Raw genomic sequence first — 21,702 nt, forward strand, 5'->3', positions numbered from 1 at the left:
GGATACCGAATTCCGGTCCCGCTCTGCGCCGAGGAAACGGACGCCGAACGCTGCCGACGACAGGCCACCGATGACCCGCAACGCGATGCCGCAGCTCGACAGTTTCGATCCCGAGGTGCTCGACGCGGCCCGCGACGTGGCGGCGCGGGCCGGGGTCCCGCTCGAGACCTGGATCGCGTCGGTGGTGCCGCAGCAGCAATCGGCCGGTCAGGGAAATCGCCGGCACCGGCGGCGCCACCGCGCCGAGCAGCTCGCTCTCGGCGGCAACCGGCCCGAGGCCTCGGCCGAGCGCGCCCTCCCGCCGGCCTCGCCCGACCCGCGTGCCCACGGGACAGCGCCGCGCGCCGAGGGCTACGGCGACGGCATCGCCGCTCTGATGGACCGCCTCGACGGTCTCGACCGCGCCCTCGACCACGAGCGGCGCGCCGCCCAGGATGCCGAGGCGCGCCGCCTCGCGGAGATCGAAGCCCGCATCGAGCGCGCCCTGAAGGCGGCCCCCGTCCAGCAGGTCACCGAGCGGCTCGGCGACATCGAGCGCCGCATGTCGCAGCTCGGCGAGCAGGTCGCCTCGACCCGGACGCCCGGCCGTCGCCCGCGTCCCGCCGCCGCCGACATCCGCAGCGCCGTCCAGGACATCCGCCAGCGCCAGCGCGAGCTGGCACAGGGCGCCGAGCCGGCGCTCGCCGCGTCCGCGGCCGATGGCGGCGTCGTCGCCAGCATGCGCCTGGACCTCGCCCGCCGCCTGGAGGCGCGGATCGAGGAGGGCGTCGCCCCGTCGACCGCCCTGATCGAGCTTCAGGAGGAGACCACGCGCCTACGGGAGGCGATCAACCAGCTCGCGACGAGCCGGGACATCGGCGCCCTCGAGCAGGCCGTCGTCACCCTGGCGAGCGGCATCGAGCGCGCCCAGGCGGGGACCGATCTCACCGCCATCGCGGTGCCGATCGAGCAGGTCCGGGCCCAGGTCGAGCGCCTCGCCGAGGAGGTGGCCGAGAACGTCCACAGCCGCGTCGCGGAGGACGTCCGGCGCCTCGCCGAGCGCCTCGACACCGCCGCCGCGACCGGCGCCGCCGGTCCGGACGACCGGACCCTCGCAGGCCTGTTCGCCGAACTCGAGGAGATCCGCCGTCAGATCGCCGCGCTCGCCGGCCCGGAGCGCATCCAGGGTCTCGCGCAGAGCCTGCAGGCGGTGAGCGCACAGATCGCCCAGCTGCAGCGGACGGCCGCCGGCCCGGACCTGCGGCCGATCCTGGAGGAGATCCGCAGCGACGTGAAGATCGCCGCGCCGGCGGCGCTGGCGGAGCAGATCCAGGCACTCGCCGAGAAGGTCGACGTGCTCTGCGCGCGGGACGACTGGTCCGAGCGCACCGGCGACGTGAACGTGGCCCGCTCGGGCGACATGGCCTCCATCCACGCCATGCTCCGCAGCCTCGCCGAGAAGGTCGATCAGGTCGGCACCCGGTCCGAGCACGAGGGCCTCGACGCCCTGGAGCGGCAGGTGGTCTCGCTGGCCGGCCGCCTCGACGCGCCGCACAGCGCCGATCCGGCGCTGGCCGGGCTGGAGCGCACGATGGGCGACCTGCTGCGGCAGGTCACGGCGCTCCGGGAATCGGCGCCGAGCGAGGCCGCGGTGGAGCGCGCAGCCCGCAACGCGGTCGCGCAGAGCCTGCAGACATCCGGCCTCGGTGCCGCCGAGTCGGGCGAGATCGGCCTCCTGCGCGCCAGCCTTGCGGACATGCAGGCCCGGCAGGTGGCCTCCGATCAGCGCCTCGGCGCGACCCTCGACGGGGTTCAGTCGGCCCTGGAGCGGCTCCTCGTCCGGCTCGGGCCCGTCGAGGCCGTGCCGGCGCGGGGGCCGTCCCTCGACGAGCGCCTGATGTCGTCGACGAGCCCGGATGTGGCCCTCGCGCCCGTCGAGGCGCGCGCAAGGTCGCGGCGCGACAATGCCGAGGCATCCCGCCTCGCCGACGACCTTCTGGAGCCCGGCAGCGGCCGGCCGCCGCGCGAGCCGCGCGCTGCCCGCGAGCCCTCCGCCCGCCGGGCCGTGCAGGAGCGCCTCGGCGACGTCGCCGCCGCGCGATCCGCGGCCGATTCCAAGTCCGAGACCGACATCAAGTCCAGCTTCATCGCGGCCGCGCGCCGGGCGGCCCAGGCTGCCCAGGCGGAGCTGGCCGCCGAGGCGCCTGCCGAGCGCCGGGAAGCCCGGAGTGACCGGGTCGCCGCTCTCCAGGGGGCAGCGACCGGCCGCCTCGGACGGTTGCGCGCCGAGATCGATCGCCGGCGCCGGCCGCTGCTGCTCGGCCTCGCGGCCATCGTGCTGGCTCTCGGCGCGCTCCAGGCGATCACCATGCGGGGCGCGGACGAGCCGCGGCCGGCGGCTCCGACGAGCCAGGTCGCGCCGTCCCGCGGCGATGCCGCGGAGGTCCAGAAGGACAATGCGGACGTCTCCAAGGACGCTTCGAAGGACGCAGCCAAGGAGAGCGCGGAGTCGAAGCCGGCGCCGGCTGATCCGACGACGACCCAGTCTCTGCCCAACTCCGTTCCCTCGGATGCCCGGCCCAACGCCAGGGCTGCGGTGCCGCAGGTCTCGGGGATGAACAGCCTGCAGGCCGAGTTCGGCAACCTGCCGCCGGCGCTGGCGAAGGTGAAGCTCGCCGCCCTCGACGGTGACGGCGCGTCGATCTGGGACCTCGCGACGCGGGAGGCCGATGGCCGCGGCATGCCGCGCGATCTGTCGATCGCCGCCAAGCTCTTCGAGAAGCTGGCCGCGGCCGGCTACGCGCCCGCCCAGTACAAGGTCGCGGGCCATTACGAGAAGGGCTCGGGCGTCGTCCGAGACCTCGACAAGGCGAAGCTCTGGTACGGCCGCGCCGCCGAGCAGGGCCACGCCCGCTCCATGCACAATCTGGCGGTGCTGTACGCCGAGAACCCGGCCGCCAACGGCAAGCCGGATTTCGCCTCCGCGGCCTCGTGGTTCCGGCAGGGCGCCGAGTTCGGCGTCCGCGACAGCCAGTACAATCTCGGCGTCCTCTACGCGCGCGGCCTCGGCCTGACGCAGGACCTGATCCAGTCCTACGCGTGGTTCTCCGCTGCCGCGAGCCAAGGCGACGACGATGCCGGCAAAAAGCGCGACGACGTGGCCAACAAGCTCAGCCCCGCCGACCTCGCCAGCGCCAAGAGCCTCGCGGCGAACTTCAAGCCGCGAAAGATCGACGCGGCGGTCAACGAGCCGCCCGCGCCGAAGATGCCGGCGAGCGCGCCGATGTCCCTCCTCGGCGCGCCGATGCCCGGCGCTGTCCCGTTCACGGCGCCGCCGCGCCGGAGCTGACGCCGCTCCGGGCCCGCGGCCCGGCCGCGGGTCCGACCTTGACCGCCACGCCGCGATGCGGGAACGCTGCGGCAGGGCGGCGTCGGACCGGGGTCGGATCGCGCGGGTCGCCAACCCTTGCCGATGCCCGGAGGATGGATGGCGCACCGGAACTCTGTCCCGATCGGCGCAATCGTTCTCGGCGTGGCCGGACTCATCCCGTTCCTGGGCTTCGCTGCCCTTGCGGTGTCGGGCACGGACGGCGGCCTGAGCAGCATCGGCCTGTCGCCGCGCACCATCCTGTCGGCCTACGGCGCCGTGATCGCCTCGTTCCTCGGCGGGATCCGCTGGGGCGCCGCCGCGGCGCGCAATGGCGGCAACGGCGATTATCTCGTGGCCATCGTGCCATCCCTGGTCGCCTGGGCCGCGATGGCCGCCCCCGCACCGTGGGACCTGCGCATCCTCGGCGGCCTCGTGCTCGCCTGGGGCCTCATCGATCAGGATCTGCCCCGCCGCGGGCTCACGCCCCTCTGGCTCGGCCGCCTGCGCTTGGTCCTCTCGGGCGTCGCCGGGGCCGCGCTCCTCGTGGCGGCCTGACCGCGGAGCGGCGGGCGTGCGGCACGCGCCGTCAGGTCTCGCGGCTCATCTCGCGCAGCAGGTTCAGGACGGCGGTGCGCCGCGCCGGCGACTTGATCGCCTGGAACAGCGCGGCGACCTCCGCGCAGTCGCGCGCGTCCTGGTCCGCCGCGGTCTCGTCGGGCCGCTCCGTCTGGAGGAAATAGGTCGGACAAACACCCAGCGTGGCTGCGATCCGTTCCAGTAGCCAGCGCGTCGTCGGCGGGGTCGCGTCGTCAGTCATACCGTTGAAACTCGCACTCCGCCCGCTGGACCGATTCAAACGGCAGAGCTTTCCGCGGCTACCCTAGCCTTTCAGCGGCGGCGATGCCATCCTCAGGTTGCGTTCGACTCATCATTTGTCGCAGTGCGTGCATCAATTTCGAGCTAGGGCATGCCGCATTCGAAGCACCTCGACAGGACCTTCAGCGTGTTGCGCGATCTGGAACGGGCCGCCTCGCCCGACGAGATCGCGCGGCTCCTGGTCGACGCCTTCACCCGCTACGGAGTCTCGTACATCATGGCCGGGATCGTCCCGGAACCCGGCCTGCCGAAGCGGCGGCACGCCGGGTTCGTGCTCGCGAGCACCATGCCGGAGGGCTGGGCCCGCCGGTACGTGACGCAGGGCTACGCGCTCCACGACCCCACGGTCCGGCGGCTGTGCACCACGGCGACGCCGTTCGACTGGAGCGCCGTGCTGCCGGATACCCCGACGGCCGGGCGCGTCATGAACGAGGCCGGCGATTTCGGCATACGCGCGGGCATCACGATCCCGTTCGTGACCCTCGACGGCGAGCCGGGCGGGATCAGCGTCTCGGGGGAGCGGATCGAGATCGATCCGGCCGAGCGCGTCGCCCTCAACCTCGTCGCGACCTACGCGGTCGGTCAGCTGCTGCTGATGAACAGCCGGCCGGCTGGGCGCGCGCCGGTGCGCCTCTCGCCGCGGGAGCGCGAGACCCTGCAATGGGCGGCGGAGGGCAAGACCGATGTCGAGATCGGCATCGTCATGGGCATCACTGCCGCCGGCGTCGACTACCATCTGCGCTCGGCCCGGGCGAAGCTCGACACCGTGAACCGCGCCCACACCGTGGCGCAGGCGCTCCGAGCGGGTCTGATAACCTAGAGAACGCGCCACGCGGTCCGCACATTCCGCGGCCCGGCATCGGTGAACGCGGTTCGCACCGCGGCAAGTCCTTGGCGCCACTGCCGGCTGCGCGCGCGGACCCTACGGTTTCTCGTAGTACACAGCCCCCGGTGAAACGACGAAAACTCACGCCAGACCAACGTGAGGTTTGCTCGTGATCCACATCGTCACCCCCGCCAACGCGGATCGCTACGCCGACGCGATGGAGCAGGCCTGGCGCCTGCGCCACGACATCTTCGTCGCCGAGAAGGGCTGGAGCGAGCTGGCCAGGCCGGACGGCCGCGAGATCGACCAGTTCGACACGCCGCACGCGATCCACTTCCTCGCCATGGAGGACGACACCGTCGTCGGCTACAGCCGGCTCCTGCCGACCACGCGCCCGCATCTCCTGTCGGACGTCCTGCCGCAGCTCTGCGAGGGCGAGCGGCCAGTCGGCCCCCAGATCTGGGAATGGACCCGCCAGGGCGTCGCTCGCTCGCACCGGGCCAAGGGCCGCGTCGTCAATCCGGTCTCGATCGCGCTGCTCACCGGGATCGTGGAGTGGGGCCTCGCCCACGGGGTCAACAGCCTGCTGCTGCAGATGCCGACCCTCTACATGATCCACGTCATCCAGCTGCATTTCCGCCCGCAGCCGCTCGGCCTGCCCGTCCAGATCGCCGGCGAGGAGATCATGGCGGCGACCGCCCGGTTCGACGCCCGCACCCTGGCCAAGCTCCGCGCCGTCCGCGGCGACAGTCGCTCGGTCCTCGTCTCCGAACCCGCTTACCTGGTGGCCTGAACATGATCTTCGACAGCAAGGATACCGCACTGGACGCGCTCGCCGCGCAGTGCCTGCGGGTTCGCGAACTCATCGACTCGGTCGGCGATCCGCTGATGCGGGCCGCCATCGACCTCCTGCTTCTCGAGGTTGCCCGGGCCCTCGCCCAGACGGGTCCGCAGGACCAGGCGAGCGGCGCCTGAGGCGCCGGCGGCACGCGGATGTGAAAGCGGCGGCCGTCCCGGAGGACGCCCGCCGCGTTTCGCGTCGAGGCTGGAGCCTCAGGCGCCCATCGCGGTCTTCAGGTTCTGGTCGACCTTGTCGAGGAAGCCGGTGGTCGAGAGCCACTTCTGGTCCGGTCCGACGAGGAGGGCGAGGTCCTTGGTCATGTGGCCGGCCTCGACCGTGTCGACGCAGACCTTCTCCAGGGTCGCGGAGAATTTCGCCAGATCGTCGTTGCCGTCGAGCTTGGCGCGGTGCGACAGGCCCCGGGTCCAGGCGAAGATCGACGCGATCGAGTTGGTCGAGGTCTCGCGGCCCTTCTGGTGCTCGCGGTAGTGGCGGGTGACGGTGCCGTGCGCGGCCTCGGCCTCGACGGTCCGGCCGTCCGGCGTCATCAGCACGGAGGTCATCAGGCCGAGGGATCCGAAGCCCTGCGCGGCCGTGTCGGACTGCACGTCGCCGTCGTAGTTCTTGCAGGCCCAGACGTAGCCGCCCGACCACTTCAGGCAGGAGGCCACCATGTCGTCGATCAGGCGATGCTCATAGGTGATGCCGAGCGGCTTGAACTTCGACTCGAACTCCTCCTCGTAGACCTTCTGGAACAGGTCCTTGAACCGGCCGTCATAGGCCTTGAGGATCGTGTTCTTGGTCGACAGGTAGACCGGGTACTTGCGCGCGAGGCCGTAGTTCATCGAGGCGCGGGCGAAGTCGATGATCGACTGGTCGAGGTTGTACATCGACATCGCGACGCCGGCCTCGGGGAACTTGAACACCTCCTTCTCGATGACCGTGCCGTCATCGCCCTCGAACTTGATGGTCAGGCGGCCCTTGCCGGGCACCTTGAAGTCCGTGGCGCGGTACTGGTCGCCGTAGGCGTGGCGGCCGATCACGAAGGGCTGGGTCCAGCCGGGCACCAGGCGGGGCACGTTCTTGCAGATGATCGGCTCGCGGAAGATCACGCCGCCCAGGATGTTGCGGATCGTGCCGTTGGGCGAGCGCCACATCTCCTTGAGGCCGAATTCCTGCACCCGCTGCTCGTCGGGGGTGATGGTGGCGCACTTCACGCCGACGCCGTGGCGCTTGATCGCCTCGGCGGCGTCGACCGTGACCTTGTCGTTGGTGGCGTCGCGGTGCTCGACGCCGAGGTCGTAATACTCGAGATCGACGTCGAGATAGGGATGGATGAGCTTGTTCTTGATCTCGGCCCAGATGATCCGGGTCATCTCGTCGCCGTCGAGCTCGACGACGGGGTTCGCTACCTTGATCTTCGCCATGGACCGATGCCTTCCCGCGTTGTCCCCGCGCACGGCATGCAAGGGCCGTGCGGTCGTTGTCCCGGGTGGCCTGACGGGCGCCCCGGGCCGGAATCGCCCCGCGACATAGCGCGGCCCTTCCGGCGACGGAAGGCGCGCGCTGTCATCCGGGCGGCATCGTCACTCGGCCCTCGACGGGTCGGGCCCGCCGTGCCAGACGGCCGCCATGACGAGCCGAGACGCACAGGGCGACGCCCCCGAGGTTTCCCCGAGGAAGGTCACCGAACTGCCGCCCGGGATCGCCCCCGCGGTGATCTTGGTGGAGCCGCAACTCGCCGAGAACATCGGCATGACCGCCCGTGCCATGGCGAATTTCGGCCTCTCGGAGCTGCGCCTCGTCAACCCGAAGAACGGCTGGCCCAAGAAGGGCGTGCGCGAGGCGGCCTCGGGCGCGACGCACGTCCTGGACGCGGCCACGATCTACGGCAGCGTCGCCGAGGCCATCGCCGACTGCCGATACGTGCTGGCGACCACGGCGCGGGAGCGCGGGCAGATGAAGCGGGTGTTCGCGCCGGAGGAGGCCATGGGCGAGATCGCGGCCCGCGAGGGCCAGCGCACCGCGGTGATGTTCGGCCGCGAGCGGGTCGGCCTCACCAACGACGAGGTGTCGCTCGCCGACGCGATCGTCACCTTCCCGGTCTCCCCGGACTTTCCCTCGCTCAACCTCGCCCAGGCGGTACTGCTCGTCGGCTACGCGTGGCGGCAGGCGAGCGGCCGGGCGCGCCTGCCCTTCACGGGCGAACTCCTGTCGCCGCCGGCGACCCGCGAGGCGCTGATCGCGCTGTTCGGGAGCCTGGAGTCGGCGCTCGACGGGGCCGGCTTCTACCCGCCGGAGAAGAAGGAGATCATCGCCCGCAACATGCGCGACATGCTTCACCGCATGTGCCTGACCGAGCAGGATGTGCGGACGTTTCGCGGGGCGCTGCGGGCCCTGGCGCGGAAGGGCGGCTGATCAGCCGGAGGCCGGCTTCATCGCCGGGGGCTTGCCGCCGCCGAAGCAGCGGCCGACCGCCTCCCAGAACGCCGTCTGCTCCTCGGGGGTGCACTGCGCCATGCGCGCCTCGACTTTGGCGCGTCCGGCCACCGCGTCGGGCGTCGCGGCGACCTCGGTCTCGCTCGGGTTTCTCGCCTCGGCCATGGGCAATCCTCCGTTGCAGAACGAAAGCGCAGCTGGGCCGTGCGGTTCCGTTCCGCGGCGCAATCGGGCATGGAGTCGGCGATTCGCGGAGCGGCCGCGCGGTGGCGGGACGAGGGCGGGGTATCGGGTGCGGCTCAGCGTGGACAATCTGGCCTGCCGCCGCTCCGGCCGCCGCATCTTCGCCAACCTGTCCTTCGCCCTCGGACCCGGCGACGCCCTGGCGATTACCGGGCGGAACGGCGCGGGCAAGTCGAGCCTCCTCGCCATCCTGTCGGGCCGGCTGCGGGCCGATGCCGGGCGGGTCGAGGTCGCCGACGTCGGCGAGGCGAGCCTGCCCGAGTGCCTCCACGCGGTCGGCCACCGCGACGGGCTGAAGAGTTCGCTCACGGCGGGCGAGAACCTCCTGTTCGCCCAGCGGCTCCTGGGCGCGCCGCGCCTGAACCCGCGCGCCGCGCTGGAGCGGCTCGGCCTCGGCCACGCGCACGACCTGCCGGTGGCTTATCTCTCGGCGGGCCAGCGGCGGCGCGTGGCCCTGGCGCGGCTCCTCGTCTGTGCCCGGCCGCTCTGGCTCCTGGACGAGCCGACCGCCGCCCTCGACACGGCCTCGCAGGCGGTGCTCGCCGAGCTGATGGAGGGCCATCGGGCCGGCGGCGGTCTCGTGATCGCCGCCACCCACCAGTCGCTCGGCCTCGCCCGCGCGGCGGAGCTGCGCATCGAGACCGCGGCCGCGGCGCCGGTCGCGGACGCGCTGGAGGAGTGGGCGTGATTCGCGCGGTCCTCGCCCTCGTCGCCCGCGACCTGCGCCTCGCCGGCCGGGTCGGCGGTTCCGGCGCCCTGTCGCTGGTCTTCTTCCTGATGATCGTCGCGCTGGTGCCCTTCGCCCTCGGGCCCGATCTCAACCTGCTGTCGCGGATCGGCCCGGCGATCCTGTGGCTCGCCGCCGTTCTGGCGACGCTGATCGGCCTCGACCGCCTGTTCCAGGCCGACGAGGAGGACGGCTCCCTCGACCTGATGACCGCCGCGCCGGTGCCCCTCGAGCTTGTGGTGCTCGGCAAGGTCGCGGCGCACTGGCTGACCACGGGCCTGCCGCTCGCCCTGGCCGCGCCGCTCTTCGGGCTGCTGGTGGCCCTCGACGGCACCGCCATGGGCGCGACGTCCCTGACGCTGCTCGCCGGCACCCCGGCCCTGAGCTTCATCGGCGCGGTGGGCGCGGCGCTCACCGCCTCGATTCGCCGGGGCGGCCTGATCCTGGCCGTGCTGGTCCTGCCGCTGATGATCCCGACGCTGATCTTCGGCGTCTCGGCCGCGCAGGCGGCGAGCGGCGGCACGGTGCCGTTCCTCGTGCCGCTGGCGGTGCTGGCGGCGCTGACGCTGATCGCCGCCGTGGTCGGGACGCTGGCGGCGGCGGCGGCCCTGCGCTGGCCCGAATAGCCGGAGCGCTCCTGCGAGAGCCGGCCGGCGCCCGTCATCGTCGGGGCGATGCGGCCTCCCGCGATCCGACGTCTTCGGGGAGGTCTGCCGGATGTGTCCCGGCGCCCGGACTGAGGCCGAGGCCCGCGATCCGGTTTCGCCTCCGAGCGCGTTGACGCGCGGCGCCCCCCTGACTATAGAAGCCGCTTCGCCGAGGGGCCGCGCTTTCGCGCGCGTTGCGTCTCGGCCATCGCCAGACAACCTGACGCGACGACCGATTTCCGGCACAGCCGGCCCGTCGGCATCGCCCGACGAGAAACACGAGGACGTACATGGCCAACACCGCTTCGGCCAAGAAGATGACCCGCAAGATCGCCAAGCGCACGGCGATCAACCGCTCGCGCCGCTCGCGCATGCGGACCTTCGTCCGCAAGGTCGAGGAGGCCATCGCCACCGGTAACCAGCAGGACGCGCTGGCCGCCCTCCGCGCCGCCGAGCCCGAGATGATGCGCGCTGCACAGCACGGCATCGTTCACAAGAACAACGCCTCGCGGAAGGTCTCGCGCCTCGCCGCACGCGTGAAGGCGCTCGCCGCCTAAGACGCCACGCACCACCGAGACGGTCTCGAGCCCGGCCTTCGCGCCGGGCTTTTTCGTGCGCGCTGTCCGGATTGGGCCGCGCGCTGCCGGCGGCGCCATGAGTCGAAAGCGTTAACCCTATCCAAGAATCAGCACGATTGCGGTTCCCGGAAACGGCGTGTAGCTTAACAGAAACTGACACCGGACAAGCAAAACACGACGATTTCGAGACTCCAGCGAATCGATCTGATTCGCCAAGACTCTAGCGGCCGTGTTCAGCTCCCGCGGGAACACTTGCGAATGGGAATCCGCGCCGTCCCCACAAGTCCCACTGTTAAAGGAACCGTAGGTAATTGTTGATAGGCTCTCCCAATCGGCAAAAGTTCCTCGCGGTGGGGTTGACTCCGTCCAGAGGACTCTGTCCCGCCCGTTCTTGCGGGACGCTGAGGGCGTAATTCGTGCGTACGCGCCGCCTGCGGGATTCCGTGGGCAGCGTCGGGAGAGCCAGTGATGCGTGTCGACGGAACGGTGGCGAGCGACGACGACGGGGGCCGCAACGGCGGCGGCAACACGGATTACGGGTCTGCCTGGGCCCGGGTGAAGCGCCGGCTGCGGGCCGAACTCGGCGAGGACGTGTTCGCCAGCTGGTTCGCCCGGCTGGAGCTGGAGGCCGTGGCCGGCGGAACGGCCCGCCTGACGGTCCCGACCCGCTTCCTGAAGAGCTGGATCGAGTCGCACTACCTCGATCGCGTCCTCAACACCTTCAAGGCCGAGGTCGAGGAGATCGCGCGGATCGAGGTCGGCGTGCGCGGGACCGGGGCGCCGGTCCGTCCGGTCGCCGTCGGAGCCGCGAAGGCAGGCCCGGTCAGCGGCCCGCTCGCCCGCCTCCACGCGACCAGCGCGCCGACGCCGGTCGCCGCGGTCGCACCGACGCCCGAGGCGCGCGGCGCCGAGGCCGGCGGTGACCTGAGCGGCACGCCGCTCGACGCGCGGCTGACCTTCGCGAGCTTCGTGATCGGGCGCTCGAACGCGCTGGCGCACGCCGCCGCCGAGCGGGTCGCCAATCACCAGGGGGAGGGCGCGCTCTACAACCCGCTCTACCTCCACGCGGGCGTCGGGCTGGGCAAGACCCACCTGCTGCACGGGATCGGCCACGCCGCCCGCGAGGCCGGCCGCCGGGTGATCTACCTGACTGCCGACCGCTTCATGTACGGCTTCGTCAACGCCCTGAAGACCCAGTCGGCGCTCGCCTACAAGGAGCGGCTGCGGGGCATCGACCTGCTGATCCTGGACGACGTCCAGTTCATCCAGGGCAAGTCGATTCAGGCCGAGTTCGGCCACACGATCAACGCGCTCATCGATGCCGGCCGTCAGGTCGTCGTCGCCTCCGACCGGCCCCCGACCGAGCTCGAGGCCCTGGACGAGCGGGTGCGCTCGCGGCTCGGCGGCGGCCTCGTGGTCGAGATCACGGCCCTCGACGAGGCCCTGCGCGTCTCGATCCTGTCGGCACGCCTCGCCGCCGTGCGGGCCGCGCATCCGGGCTTCGACGTCTCACCGCAGGTGGCGGCCTACGTGGCCCGCGCGATCACCGCCAACGGCCGCGACCTCGAGGGCGCGGTCAACCGCCTGCTGGCCCACGCCACGCTCACCGGCACCGCCGTGACGATGGAGACGGCCGAGAGCGCGATCCGCGACCTCGTGAAGAACCGCGAGCCGAAGCGGATCAAGATCGAGGACATCCAGAAGCTGGTCGCCTCGCGCTACAACGTCTCGCGGTCCGACATCCTGTCGGAACGGCGCACCGCCGCGGTGGTGAAGCCGCGCCAGATCGCCATGTACCTGTCGAAGGTCTTGACGCTGCGCTCGCTGCCGGAGATCGGCCGCCGCTTCGGAGGCCGCGACCACACCACGGTGCTGCACGCCGTGCGTAAGATCGAGAAGCAGATCGGCGAAGATTCGGTGCTCGGCGACGAGGTCGAGCTGCTGAAGCGGATGCTTCAGGACTAGTCGAACGCGCGAGATTTCCCGCATCGCGTCCGGGCTGAGTTTGCTCTTTCAGGAGCAGGTTCGATCCGGGCGGGTGCGGGGACGGCCGGGCATCCGGCTGATCTGGCCGAGCCCGCACGAGCACGACCAAACCACCCCCGCTGTCACGCGCCCTTTGCCGGCTCCCCGCTATCGGGGCTGGCCGAGGGCGCGCGCGCCGTGGCAGACTGGCGCGAACCGAGACGGCCCTGTAAGGCCGCGTCGCCGACCGGCGAAGATCGACGCCCCGGGGGAGTGCTGATGACGGACGCCTTCATCTACGACCACGTTCGCACGCCGCGCGGGCGCGGCAAGGCGGACGGCTCCCTCCACGAAGTCACCGCCCTGCGGCTTGCCGAGACGGCGCTCCGCGCCCTCAAGGACCGCAACGGACTCGATACCGGCCTCGTCGACGACGTGGTGCTGGGCTGCGTCGATCCGGTGGGCGAGGCGGGGGGCGACATCGCCCGCGCCGCCGCCCTCGTGGCGGATTACGGCGCGCACGTCCCGGGCGTGCAGATCAACCGCTTCTGCGCCTCCGGCCTCGACGCGGTGAACTTCGCCGCCGCGCAGGTCATGAGCGGCCAGCACGAGATGGCGGTGGGCGGCGGCGTCGAATCGATGAGTCGAATCGGCATCGGCGCCTCGGGCGGCGCCTGGCCGGTCGACCCGGCGATCGCCATCAAGTCCTACTTCATGCCGCAGGGCGTCTCGGCCGACCTGATCGCCACCAAGTACGGCTTCACACGGGACGATTGCGACGCCTACGCGGTCCGCTCCCAGGAACGCGCCGCGAAATCCTGGGGTGAGGGGCTGTTCGACCGCTCGGTGGTTCCGGTCCGCGACGTGAACGGCATCACGCTGCTCGACCGCGACGAGCACATGCGTCCAGGCACCGACATGCAGTCGCTCGCCGCGCTGAAGGCCTCGTTCGTGCAGATGGGCCAGATGGGCGGCTTCGACGCCGTCGCGACGGACGCGCATCCGGACGTGGAGAGCGTCGAGCACGTCCACCACGCCGGCAACTCCTCCGGCATCGTCGACGGCGCCGCCGCCGTGCTGATCGGTTCCCGCGCTGCCGGCGAGGCCGCGGGCCTGCGCCCGCGCGCCCGGATCCGCGCCTTCGCCAATATCGGGTCCGACCCGGCCCTGATGCTCACCGGGCCGGTGGACGTCACCCGCAAGGTGCTGGCGAAGTCGGGCCTGAGCCTCTCGGACATCGACCTGTTCGAGGTCAACGAGGCCTTCGCGGCCGTGGTCCTGCGCTTCTGCCAGGCCTTTGACCTAGACCCGGAGGCGGTCAACGTGAATGGCGGGGCCATCGCCCTCGGCCACCCGCTCGGCGCCACCGGCGCGATGATCCTCGGAACCGCGCTCGACGAGCTGGAGCGGACCGGGAAGGAGCGCGCGCTGGTCACTCTGTGCATCGGCGCCGGCATGGGCACCGCGACGATCATCGAGCGGGTGTGAACCCCCGCGCGCCCGGGAGCGGCGCCGCGCCGCTCCCCAAAGTCCGGGAACGCTGCTAGAGGCGCGGGCGACGCTCGGCCCTTTCGTGGTCCGGACGATAAAACAACGGGAGACAAGCCCTTGAACCGCCTGATTGCGACGCTCTGTCTGGGCGTCACCCTGAGCCTGCCGGTGGCCGCTCGCGCCGATGACGCGGCGGACCGCGTCGCCGCGGCCACCAACCTCGTCAACAAGACCCTGATCAAGAACCTCCAGACCGGGTTCAACGTCGCCCTCGAGAAGACCGTGGCGCCGATGCCGGAGGCCCGCGCCGAGGCCGTGCGCAAGGAGCTGCTGGACGAGTTCGAGAAGCAGCGGACCCTCATGGTCCAGGGGCTCTCGAAGGACTACGCCGAGAAGTTCAGCCTCGCCGAGCTCAAGCACCTCGACGAGATCTACTCGGACCCGACCTACCTCAAGTTCCAGACAATGAACGCCGATCCGAACTCGTCGGTGACGGCGATCTCGCAGAACTCCGTCACCAAGCTGCTCAACATGCTGGCGGTGGCCGCGGCGACCGACAACGGACCGAAGCCCGGCGCCCCGCCGGCGCCGACGGTTCCGCCGGCCGCGGCTCCGGCCCCGGCGCCGAAGTAGGCGATGAGCGCCGCGCGCGTCGGTCGGGTGTCAGGCCGCGCGCGCGGCCACCATGGGGGTGAAGCCCGCGACCGGGGGCAGCCCCTCCAGGAGGGGCTTGGCGAAGTGGTAGCCCTGGACGAGCGTGATCCCGATGCTGCGCAGGGCGTCGAGCTCCGCCGCGGTCTCCACGCCCTCGGCGAGCACCGCCACGTCGAGGGCTCGGGCGATGGCGACCACGCCCGAGACGATGGCGTAGCGCCCGGCGTCGCTGTCGAGGCCGCGCAGCACGTCCATGTCGATCTTGATCAGGTCGGGGCGGAAATTGGCGAGCAGGCTCAGGCCCGCGAAGCCGGCGCCGAAATCGTCGAGCGCCGTCAGGAACCCCTGCTTCCGGTAGGCGGCGACGATGCCCTTGACGTGATCGATGTCCCGGAAGCGCTCCTGCTCGGTGAACTCGAACATGATCCGCCGGTGGGCGAAGTCGATGCGCCGCGCCGCCTCGAGCGACGCGCGGATGCAGGCGTTCGGCTCGTAGACCGCGTTGGGCATGAAGTTGATGGACAGCCGGGTGGCGCTGTCGCGGGGAAACAGCGTGCCGGCGAGCTCGATCGCCTTGACGCGGGCGGCCTGGTCGAACTGGTAGCGGGTCTCGTCGGTCACCCGGTCGAGGATCGTGTAGGCCGGCTCACCCTTCGGGCCGCGCACCAGCGCCTCGTAGGCCCAGACGCTGCCGTCCGCGAGGTCGAGGATCGGCTGGAACGCCATCGTGAAGTCGAAGTCGAGCTTGGTGCCGGCGCGACAGGCGCGGCAGCCGGAATCCTTCGTCATGTGCGGCTTTCGGTGAGTGACCCCGGCCGGCAGACAATGGCCGGACGCGCTCAACACAACCTTAACGCAAGTGCGCCGGCGGATCGTCGGCGGAACCCAGGGAGGACGGCACCGTGACGCTGACCGATTTCCGCTTCGAGACCGATCCCGACGGCGTCGCTCTGGCGATCTGGGACATGCCCGGCCGCTCGATGAACGTGATCACCGAAGGTGTGATGGACCAGCTCGAGCAGATCATCGAGCAGGTCGCGTCCGACCCGGCGATCAAGGGCTGCGTCATCGCCACCGGGAAGGACAATTTCTCCGGCGGCGCCGATCTCACCATGCTCCAGGGCCTGGGCCGGGCCTACGAGCAGCTGAAGGCCGAGCAGGGCGAGGAAGTGGCGATGCGCCACTTCTTCGAGGCCTCCCGACGCCTGTCGCTGCTGTTCCGGCGGCTGGAGACCTGCGGCAAGCCCTTCGCGGCGGCGATCCAGGGCCTGTGCCTGGGCGGCGCCTTCGAGCTGGCGCTGTCGTGCCATCACCGCGTCGCCTCCGACGACGGGAAGACCCGGGTCGGCCTGCCGGAGATCAAGGTCGGCCTGTTCCCGGGCGGCGGCGGCACGCAGCGGGTCGCCCGCCTGATGCAGACCGGCGACGCCCTGCAGATGCTGTTCAAGGGCGAGCAGATCCGCGCGCCCATGGCCAAGGGCATGGGGCTGATCCACGCGGTGGCGCCGCAGGCCGAGATCGTGGAGCGCGCCAAGGCCTGGATCCGCGAGGGCGGCTCGGCTGTGGCGCCCTGGGATGTGCCGAAGTTCAAAGCGCCGTCCGGCAAGGTCTACTCGCCGGCCGGCATGATGATCTGGCCGCCGGCCAACGCCATCTACCGCCGCGAGACGCACGACAATTACCCGGCCGCCAAGGCGATCCTGGCCTCCGTGTACGAGGGCCTGCAGCTGCCGATGGACCTCGCCCTGCGGGTCGAGAGCCGGTACTTCGCGCATATCCTGCGCTCGACCGAGGCGGCGGCGATGATCCGCACGCTGTTCATCTCCATGGGCGAGCTGAACAAGGGTGCGCGCCGCCCGAAGGACGTGCCGGCCACGAACCTGCGCAAGGTCGGCGTGATCGGCGCCGGCTTCATGGGCGCGGGCGTGGCCTACGTCACCGCCCAGGCCGGGATCGAGGTGGTGCTGGTCGACCAGTCGGTCGAGGCGGCCGAGAAGGGCAAGGCCTACGCCCACACGCTCATCACCGGTCAGATCAACAAGGGCCGGGCCAAGACCGCCGACCGCGACGCGCTGCTCGGCCGGATCCAGGCCACGGCGGATTACGGCGCCCTCGCGGAGTGCGACCTCGTGATCGAGGCCGTCTTCGAGGATCCGCGGGTGAAGGCCGAGGTGATCCAGAAGGTCGAGGCGGTGATCCGCCCCGACGCGATCTTCGCGTCCAACACCTCGACCCTGCCGATCACCGGTCTGGCCAAGGCGTCGCAGCGGCCCGCGCAGTTCGTCGGCATCCACTTCTTCTCGCCCGTGGAGAAGATGATGCTCGTCGAGATCATCAAGGGCGAGGCGACCGGGGACGCGGCGCTCGCCACCGCCCTCGACTACGTGCGGCTGATCAAGAAGACCCCGATCGTCGTCAACGACGCCCGCGGCTTCTTCGCCAACCGCTGCGTCGGCGCCTACATCCTCGAAGGCCACAAGATGCTCTTCGAGGGCGTGCCGCCGGCGATGATCGAGAGCGCCGGCCGCCAGGCGGGCATGCCGGTCGGGCCGCTGTCGCTCAACGACGAGGTCGCCCTCGACCTCGTGCTCAAGATCGCCAAGGCCACCGAGGCGCAGGTCGGGCAGGGCGCCGTCGACCCGGCGCAGAAGGCGATCCTCGCCGAGATGGTCGAGAATCAGGGCCGGCTCGGCCGCAAGAACCGCAAGGGCTTCTACGACTATCCCGAGGGCGCGCCGAAGCGTCTCTGGCCCGGCCTGAAGGACCTGCAGCCGAACCGCCTCGATCCCGAAGTCGTCGATTTCACCGAGCTGAAGCAGCGGCTCCTGGTGGTCCAGGCGCTGGAGGCCGCCCGCACGGTCGGCGAGGGCGTGGTCACCGATCCGCGCGAGGCCGATGTCGGCTCGATCCTCGGCTTCGGCTTCGCGCCGTTCACCGGGGGGGCCCTGTCGTACATCGACTTCATGGGCGCGGCGGCCTTCGTCGACCTCGCGCGGACGCTCGAGGCCAAGCACGGGCCCCGCTTCCACGTGCCCGACAACCTGGCCGCCATGGCCGAGCGCGGGGGCACCTTCTACGCCGGCGCCGAGAAGCGCGCCGCCTGAGCGACGTCGGCCGGACGCCCGCTCGCGGCGTCCGGCAGCTGGGCGAGCTCCTCCAGCAGGACCGTGCGCGCGCAGGCACCGAAGGCCCGCATCAGCCGCCCCCGGGCGTGGTCCGGGGGGAAGAGCAGCGCGAAATGCACCGGGAGGGCGGGGGCGAAGGGCCGGATCGCGATCGGCGAGACCTTCGCCTCCTCGTGGGCGGCCAGGGGGTTCATCACGCTGACCCCAAGCCCGGCCGAGACGAGGGTGCAGATCGAGGCGCCGAGGCCGGCCTCGGCGGTGATGGTCAGGCCGATGCCGGCCGCCTCGAAGACGGCCTCGGTCCGGTCGCGCAGGGCGCTCCCGTGCGACGCGGCGACGAAGGGCACGCCCTGAAAATCCGCGGGCGCGAGCGATTCCCGCGCGGCGAGGGCGTGGTCCCGCGGCAGGACGGCGACGCAGGCGCGCGTCTCGACATGCTCGGCGCGCGCCTCCGGGGCGTCGCCGTACAGCATCGTCAGCGCGGCGTCGCAGGAGCCGGTGGCGAGCCAGTGGTTCACGGTCTCGTCGTCGCCGGAATGGATCGCCACGATCACGTCTGGATGCGCGGCCCGGAAGCGGACGACCGCGCGCGCGAGGAGCCCGCCCGCCAGTCGCGGCATCGCCGCCACCCGCAGCCGCTCCGCCCCGAAGGCGCGGATGCGCGCGGCCGCCGAGTCCAGGCTCGTGAGGCCCACGAAGGCGCGCTCGACCTCCGCGTGGAACCGCGTCCCGTCGAGGGAGGGGACGACCCGGCTCCCGCTCCGGTCGAACAGGGGCAGGCCGGTGATCGCCTCCAGCTGCGCGATCAGCCGGCTGACCTGCGGCTGCGAGGTGTGGAGCCGGCGGCTCGCCTCGGTCATGGACCCGGTGGCCACCACGGCCCGGAAGGCCTCGATGTGCCGGAAGGTCATGCGCCGCTCGGCCATATCAGATCCGTATGCTCGGCAGGTGAATCGGCATTGGACGCCCGCGCGCGGCCGCTCCTAGGATCGGTCGGTAAAGCTTCGGGCCGACTCCCCGTCGGGGCGGCCGGGCGCTGCGCCGGTTCAGACATAGCGAGGGGGTTCGGATCGTGTCGAGGACGCTGCCGCTTCTGTTGGCCACTCTGTGCTGGGCCGGCCTCGCCGCGCCGTCGGTCGCCGAGGGGCGCCTCGACAAGATCCGCGCGACCGGACAGATCAGCCTCGGCTTCCCGGACGCCTCGCCGCCCTTCGGCTTCCTCGACCAGAACGCCAAGCCGGTCGGCTATTCGCTGGAGATATGCGAACACGTCGCGCAGAAGCTCAAGGCCGCGCTCGGCCTGCCCAAGCTCGAGCTGCGCCACGTGCCGGTGATGTCGGCGACCCGGATCCCGCTGATCAACAACGGCACGATCGACCTGGAATGCGGCACCGCCAGCAACCTGCCCGAGCGGCACAAGCTGGTCTCGTTCGCGCCGACCACCTTCGTGGCGCAGGTGGTGCTGGTGGCCAAGAAGGACACGCCGGTGGATGTCGACGACATCGCCTCGTTCCGCGGCAAGGCCATCTCGGCGCAGGCCGGCGGCGAGACCCAGCGCGTCGCCACCCGGATCAACGTCCGCGACAAGCTCGACATCCAGGTGATGCCGGCCAAGGACACCGCCGAGGTGTTCCTGCTCGTGGAGACCGGCCGCGCGGCGGGCGCCATCAACGACGACGCCCTGGCCCACGCCACGGTGGCGGGCGCCAAGCGGCCGGCGGATTACAAGATCGGCACCAAGGGCCTGGAATTCGCGCCCTACGGGATCCTGGAGCCGAAGGACGACGCGGCCTTCAAGGCGGCCGTCGACAAGGCGGTGGTCGAGCTGATCCAGGACGGGACCGTGGCGCGGCTCTACGGCAAGTATTTCGAGCAGCCGATCCCGCCGAAGGGTATCAACTTGGAATTGCCGATGAGCGACGTGCTCAAGCGAGCCCTCGCCAACCCGACCGATTCCGGCGACGAGGCGGCCTACCGGTAGGGCGGCGAGACCGACATGCGAGACGATCACGGCGAAGCCACGGACGCGCCGTCCGCGGTCGACCTGCGGAGCGACACGGTCACCCGGCCGACCGAGGCGATGTACGCCCGGATGCGGTCGGCGCCGCTGGGCGACGACGGGCTCGATGCCGACCCGACCGCCCGCGCGCTGGAGGAGACCGCCGCCGCGATGCTCGGCAAGGCGGCGGCCCTGTTCGTGCCGAGCTGCACGATGGGCAACCTGCTGGCGCTCCTGGCCCAGGTTCAGCGCAGCGAGCAGGTCCTGCTCGAGGCCCAGGCCCACATGCTCCACACCGAGCGCGGGGCCGCCACCCTGACCGGGGCGTTCCTGGACGGGATCGCCGGGACCGACGGCGCCATGGACCTCGACCGGCTCGAGGACGCCCTCCGGCCGAGCGCGAGCCCGCTGTCGACGGCCATGATCGCGCTGGAGACCTCGCACAACGCCGCCGGCGGCACCGTGCTGCCGCCGGACCACATGGCCGCGGTGGCACAGATCGCCCGCGCGCGCGGCATCACGGTCCATCTCGACGGGGCCCGCCTGTTCAATGCCGCCACCCATCTCGGGGTCGCGCCGGCGGACCTCGCGGCCCATGTCGACACTGTGTCTCTGTGCCTCTCGAAGGGCCTCAGCGCCCCGGTCGGCGCCGTGCTCGCCGGCGACGGACCGGTGATCGCGGCGGCACGGCGCCTGCGGAAGATGATCGGCGGGACGCAGCGGCAGGTCGGGATCGTGGCGGCCGCCGGCCTCGAGGCGATCACCGTCATGGGCGCGCGCCTCGTCGAGGACCACGACCGGGCCCGGCAGCTGAGCGCCGGGCTGAACGCCCTGCCGCGCCTCGCGGCGAACCTGCCGCAGACCAACATCGTGCAGGTCGACCTCTCTCGGACCGGGCGGGACAGCGCACGCTGGGTCGCCGATCTCGACGCGGCCGGCATCCGCACGCGCCCGCTCGGCGCGCGGCGGCTGCGGCTCGTCACGCACCGGCACATCGCGGCGGCCGACATCGACCGCGCCGTCTCGGCCTTCCGCGCCTGCCTCGACGCGGCCTGAGCCCGGTCAGGCCGCGCCCGCGACCCGGGTCTTCGCGCCGAGCATGCGGGCGAGGAGCTCGACGTCGCCGGCATTGTCCGAGAGCAGGTCGGTGATGTCGCCGACCTCCAGCGCCTTCACGTGGCGGCAGCGCATGCCGTAGCGGCCGGCCGTGCAGGTGCAGCGCAGCTCCGGGCCCCCCGGCCGTTCCTCCAGGCTGACGTGGTAGCGGTTGCCGGTTGAGCCGCGCATGGCGAACCGCAGGGCCGCCGGCGCGTCGGGGAAGCTTGCCACGGCCCGGGCGCTGATCGCACCCGGCACGCGGCGCGGCACGGCGGGACCGCCGACCGCCCGCGCGACCGGGAGGCCGAGCGCGGCCGCGAGGGCGTGCACGTCCGCGACCGCCCGCTCGCGCATCGCGGCGAGCGCGATCTCCGCGCAGGCGAAGGCGTCCTCGCCGGCGTCGTGGTGCTCGAAGCGGATGCCGAGGCGCCGCGCGACCTTGCCGAGCCCGCAGCCCTCCGGCGCCGGGAAGACCCGGCGTGCCACCTGGACCGTGCAGAGATAGGCGAGATCGGGGACCGGCAGGCCGGCCCGCGTCAGCCCGGCGCGCAGGACGCCGATATCGAAGCTCGCGTTGTGCGCCAGGATCAGCCCCCGCCCGAGATCGCCGAGATAGGGCGCCATGACGGCGGCGAAGTCGGGCTTGTCGGCGACGTCGGCCGGCAGGATCCCGTGGACGCGGATGTTGCCCGGTGCGAACCGCATCTCGGGCGGCCGGATCAGGTGGCTCTCGCGGCGCACGACGCGGCCGTCGGCGATCCAGGCCAGACCCACCGCGCAGGCGCTGTCACGCCGCTCGTTGGCCGTCTCGAAGTCGAGGGCCAGGACCGTCATCGAGGCTCAA

The 21,702-nt window shown here is 71.7% G+C and carries 21 protein-coding genes; 15 read left to right on the plus strand and 6 right to left on the minus strand.

Annotated features, from left to right (window positions below; genetic code table 11):
* The first annotated feature begins 70 nt into the window (after window positions 1-70).
* Window positions 71-3,328: an SEL1-like repeat protein gene (locus BMY19_RS03510; protein ID WP_100250867.1), complete on the plus strand. Its 3,258-nt coding sequence runs from the start codon at window positions 71-73 to the stop codon at window positions 3,326-3,328.
* 138 nt (window positions 3,329-3,466) lie between these two features.
* On the plus strand, window positions 3,467-3,904 hold the full coding sequence (locus BMY19_RS03515; RefSeq protein ID WP_020091372.1) for a DUF3429 domain-containing protein: 438 nt from the start codon (window positions 3,467-3,469) through the stop codon (window positions 3,902-3,904).
* Window positions 3,905-3,935: 31 nt separating this feature from the next.
* Here BMY19_RS03515 and BMY19_RS03520 read toward each other — a convergent pair whose 3' ends face one another.
* Window positions 3,936-4,166: a hypothetical protein gene (locus BMY19_RS03520; RefSeq protein ID WP_100250868.1), complete on the minus strand. Its 231-nt coding sequence runs from the start codon at window positions 4,164-4,166 to the stop codon at window positions 3,936-3,938.
* 150 nt (window positions 4,167-4,316) lie between these two features.
* On the opposite strand from BMY19_RS03520, the gene BMY19_RS03525 reads away from it, so the two are divergent.
* From BMY19_RS03525 to BMY19_RS03535, 3 genes are all read left to right on the plus strand, one after another.
* On the plus strand, window positions 4,317-5,045 hold the full coding sequence (locus BMY19_RS03525; protein WP_020091374.1) for an autoinducer binding domain-containing protein: 729 nt from the start codon (window positions 4,317-4,319) through the stop codon (window positions 5,043-5,045).
* Between the two features lie 175 nt (window positions 5,046-5,220).
* Window positions 5,221-5,844 carry an acyl-homoserine-lactone synthase gene (locus BMY19_RS03530; RefSeq protein WP_026604656.1) on the plus strand — a complete coding sequence of 208 codons (624 nt, stop codon included), beginning with the start codon at window positions 5,221-5,223 and terminating at the stop codon, window positions 5,842-5,844.
* Window positions 5,845-5,846: 2 nt separating this feature from the next.
* Window positions 5,847-6,026 carry a hypothetical protein gene (locus BMY19_RS03535; protein ID WP_020091376.1) on the plus strand — a complete coding sequence of 60 codons (180 nt, stop codon included), beginning with the start codon at window positions 5,847-5,849 and terminating at the stop codon, window positions 6,024-6,026.
* Between the two features lie 78 nt (window positions 6,027-6,104).
* On the opposite strand, the gene BMY19_RS03540 is transcribed toward BMY19_RS03535, so the two are convergent.
* Window positions 6,105-7,319: an NADP-dependent isocitrate dehydrogenase gene (locus tag BMY19_RS03540; RefSeq protein ID WP_020091377.1), complete on the minus strand. Its 1,215-nt coding sequence runs from the start codon at window positions 7,317-7,319 to the stop codon at window positions 6,105-6,107.
* Window positions 7,320-7,524: 205 nt separating this feature from the next.
* On the opposite strand from BMY19_RS03540, the gene BMY19_RS03545 reads away from it, so the two are divergent.
* Window positions 7,525-8,310: an RNA methyltransferase gene (locus tag BMY19_RS03545; RefSeq protein ID WP_100250869.1), complete on the plus strand. Its 786-nt coding sequence runs from the start codon at window positions 7,525-7,527 to the stop codon at window positions 8,308-8,310.
* Here the strand turns inward: BMY19_RS03545 and BMY19_RS03550 are convergent, their stop codons facing one another.
* Window positions 8,311-8,496: a hypothetical protein gene (locus BMY19_RS03550; protein WP_091781780.1), complete on the minus strand. Its 186-nt coding sequence runs from the start codon at window positions 8,494-8,496 to the stop codon at window positions 8,311-8,313. It lies immediately after the preceding gene.
* A 127-nt stretch (window positions 8,497-8,623) separates the two neighbouring features.
* On the opposite strand from BMY19_RS03550, the gene ccmA reads away from it, so the two are divergent.
* The 6 genes from ccmA (at window position 8,624) to BMY19_RS03580 (ending at window position 14,615) form a co-directional block, all read left to right on the plus strand.
* Window positions 8,624-9,262 carry a heme ABC exporter ATP-binding protein CcmA gene (ccmA, locus tag BMY19_RS03555; RefSeq protein WP_100250870.1) on the plus strand — a complete coding sequence of 213 codons (639 nt, stop codon included), beginning with the start codon at window positions 8,624-8,626 and terminating at the stop codon, window positions 9,260-9,262.
* Entirely contained in the window at window positions 9,259-9,927 is a 669-nt protein-coding gene (ccmB, locus tag BMY19_RS03560) for a heme exporter protein CcmB (protein ID WP_056522298.1), read from the plus strand. The genes ccmA and ccmB overlap by 4 nt, the downstream gene beginning before the upstream one ends.
* A 311-nt stretch (window positions 9,928-10,238) precedes the next feature.
* Window positions 10,239-10,505, plus strand: a complete 267-nt coding sequence (gene rpsT / locus BMY19_RS03565) for a 30S ribosomal protein S20 (RefSeq protein ID WP_007561677.1) — start codon at window positions 10,239-10,241, stop codon at window positions 10,503-10,505.
* Between the two features lie 489 nt (window positions 10,506-10,994).
* Window positions 10,995-12,491 carry a chromosomal replication initiator protein DnaA gene (gene dnaA / locus BMY19_RS03570; RefSeq protein ID WP_100250871.1) on the plus strand — a complete coding sequence of 499 codons (1,497 nt, stop codon included), beginning with the start codon at window positions 10,995-10,997 and terminating at the stop codon, window positions 12,489-12,491.
* 279 nt (window positions 12,492-12,770) lie between these two features.
* Window positions 12,771-13,979, plus strand: coding sequence for an acetyl-CoA C-acetyltransferase (locus tag BMY19_RS03575; protein WP_100251111.1), 1,209 nt, complete (start codon window positions 12,771-12,773; stop codon window positions 13,977-13,979).
* Between the two features lie 120 nt (window positions 13,980-14,099).
* Window positions 14,100-14,615, plus strand: coding sequence for a hypothetical protein (locus BMY19_RS03580; RefSeq protein WP_056522105.1), 516 nt, complete (start codon window positions 14,100-14,102; stop codon window positions 14,613-14,615).
* Between the two features lie 30 nt (window positions 14,616-14,645).
* Here BMY19_RS03580 and BMY19_RS03585 read toward each other — a convergent pair whose 3' ends face one another.
* Window positions 14,646-15,425: an EAL domain-containing protein gene (locus BMY19_RS03585; RefSeq protein ID WP_020091385.1), complete on the minus strand. Its 780-nt coding sequence runs from the start codon at window positions 15,423-15,425 to the stop codon at window positions 14,646-14,648.
* Window positions 15,426-15,538: 113 nt separating this feature from the next.
* On the opposite strand from BMY19_RS03585, the gene BMY19_RS03590 reads away from it, so the two are divergent.
* Window positions 15,539-17,740 (plus strand): 3-hydroxyacyl-CoA dehydrogenase NAD-binding domain-containing protein, encoded by a 2,202-nt coding sequence (locus BMY19_RS03590; RefSeq protein WP_100250872.1) that lies wholly within the window; start codon window positions 15,539-15,541, stop codon window positions 17,738-17,740.
* On the opposite strand, the gene BMY19_RS03595 is transcribed toward BMY19_RS03590, so the two are convergent.
* A complete protein-coding gene (locus BMY19_RS03595) occupies window positions 17,710-18,672 on the minus strand; it encodes a LysR substrate-binding domain-containing protein (protein WP_244534823.1) in 963 nt (320 codons plus the stop codon). The genes BMY19_RS03590 and BMY19_RS03595 overlap by 31 nt on opposite strands.
* A gap of 185 nt (window positions 18,673-18,857) precedes the next feature.
* Here BMY19_RS03595 and BMY19_RS03600 point away from each other — a divergent pair, with 185 nt between their 5' ends.
* Together BMY19_RS03600 and BMY19_RS03605 are read left to right on the plus strand one after the other, a co-directional pair.
* Window positions 18,858-19,742: an amino acid ABC transporter substrate-binding protein gene (locus BMY19_RS03600; protein WP_244534824.1), complete on the plus strand. Its 885-nt coding sequence runs from the start codon at window positions 18,858-18,860 to the stop codon at window positions 19,740-19,742.
* Between the two features lie 15 nt (window positions 19,743-19,757).
* Window positions 19,758-20,816 (plus strand): GntG family PLP-dependent aldolase, encoded by a 1,059-nt coding sequence (locus BMY19_RS03605; protein ID WP_100250875.1) that lies wholly within the window; start codon window positions 19,758-19,760, stop codon window positions 20,814-20,816.
* Window positions 20,817-20,822: 6 nt separating this feature from the next.
* Here the strand turns inward: BMY19_RS03605 and BMY19_RS03610 are convergent, their stop codons facing one another.
* Entirely contained in the window at window positions 20,823-21,692 is an 870-nt protein-coding gene (locus tag BMY19_RS03610) for a 3'-5' exonuclease (protein ID WP_100250876.1), read from the minus strand.
* Window positions 21,693-21,702 lie beyond the last annotated feature (10 nt).

It is taken from the genome of Methylobacterium sp. UNC300MFChir4.1, from assembly GCF_900110155.1.
Lineage (GTDB): Bacteria > Pseudomonadota > Alphaproteobacteria > Rhizobiales > Beijerinckiaceae > Methylobacterium.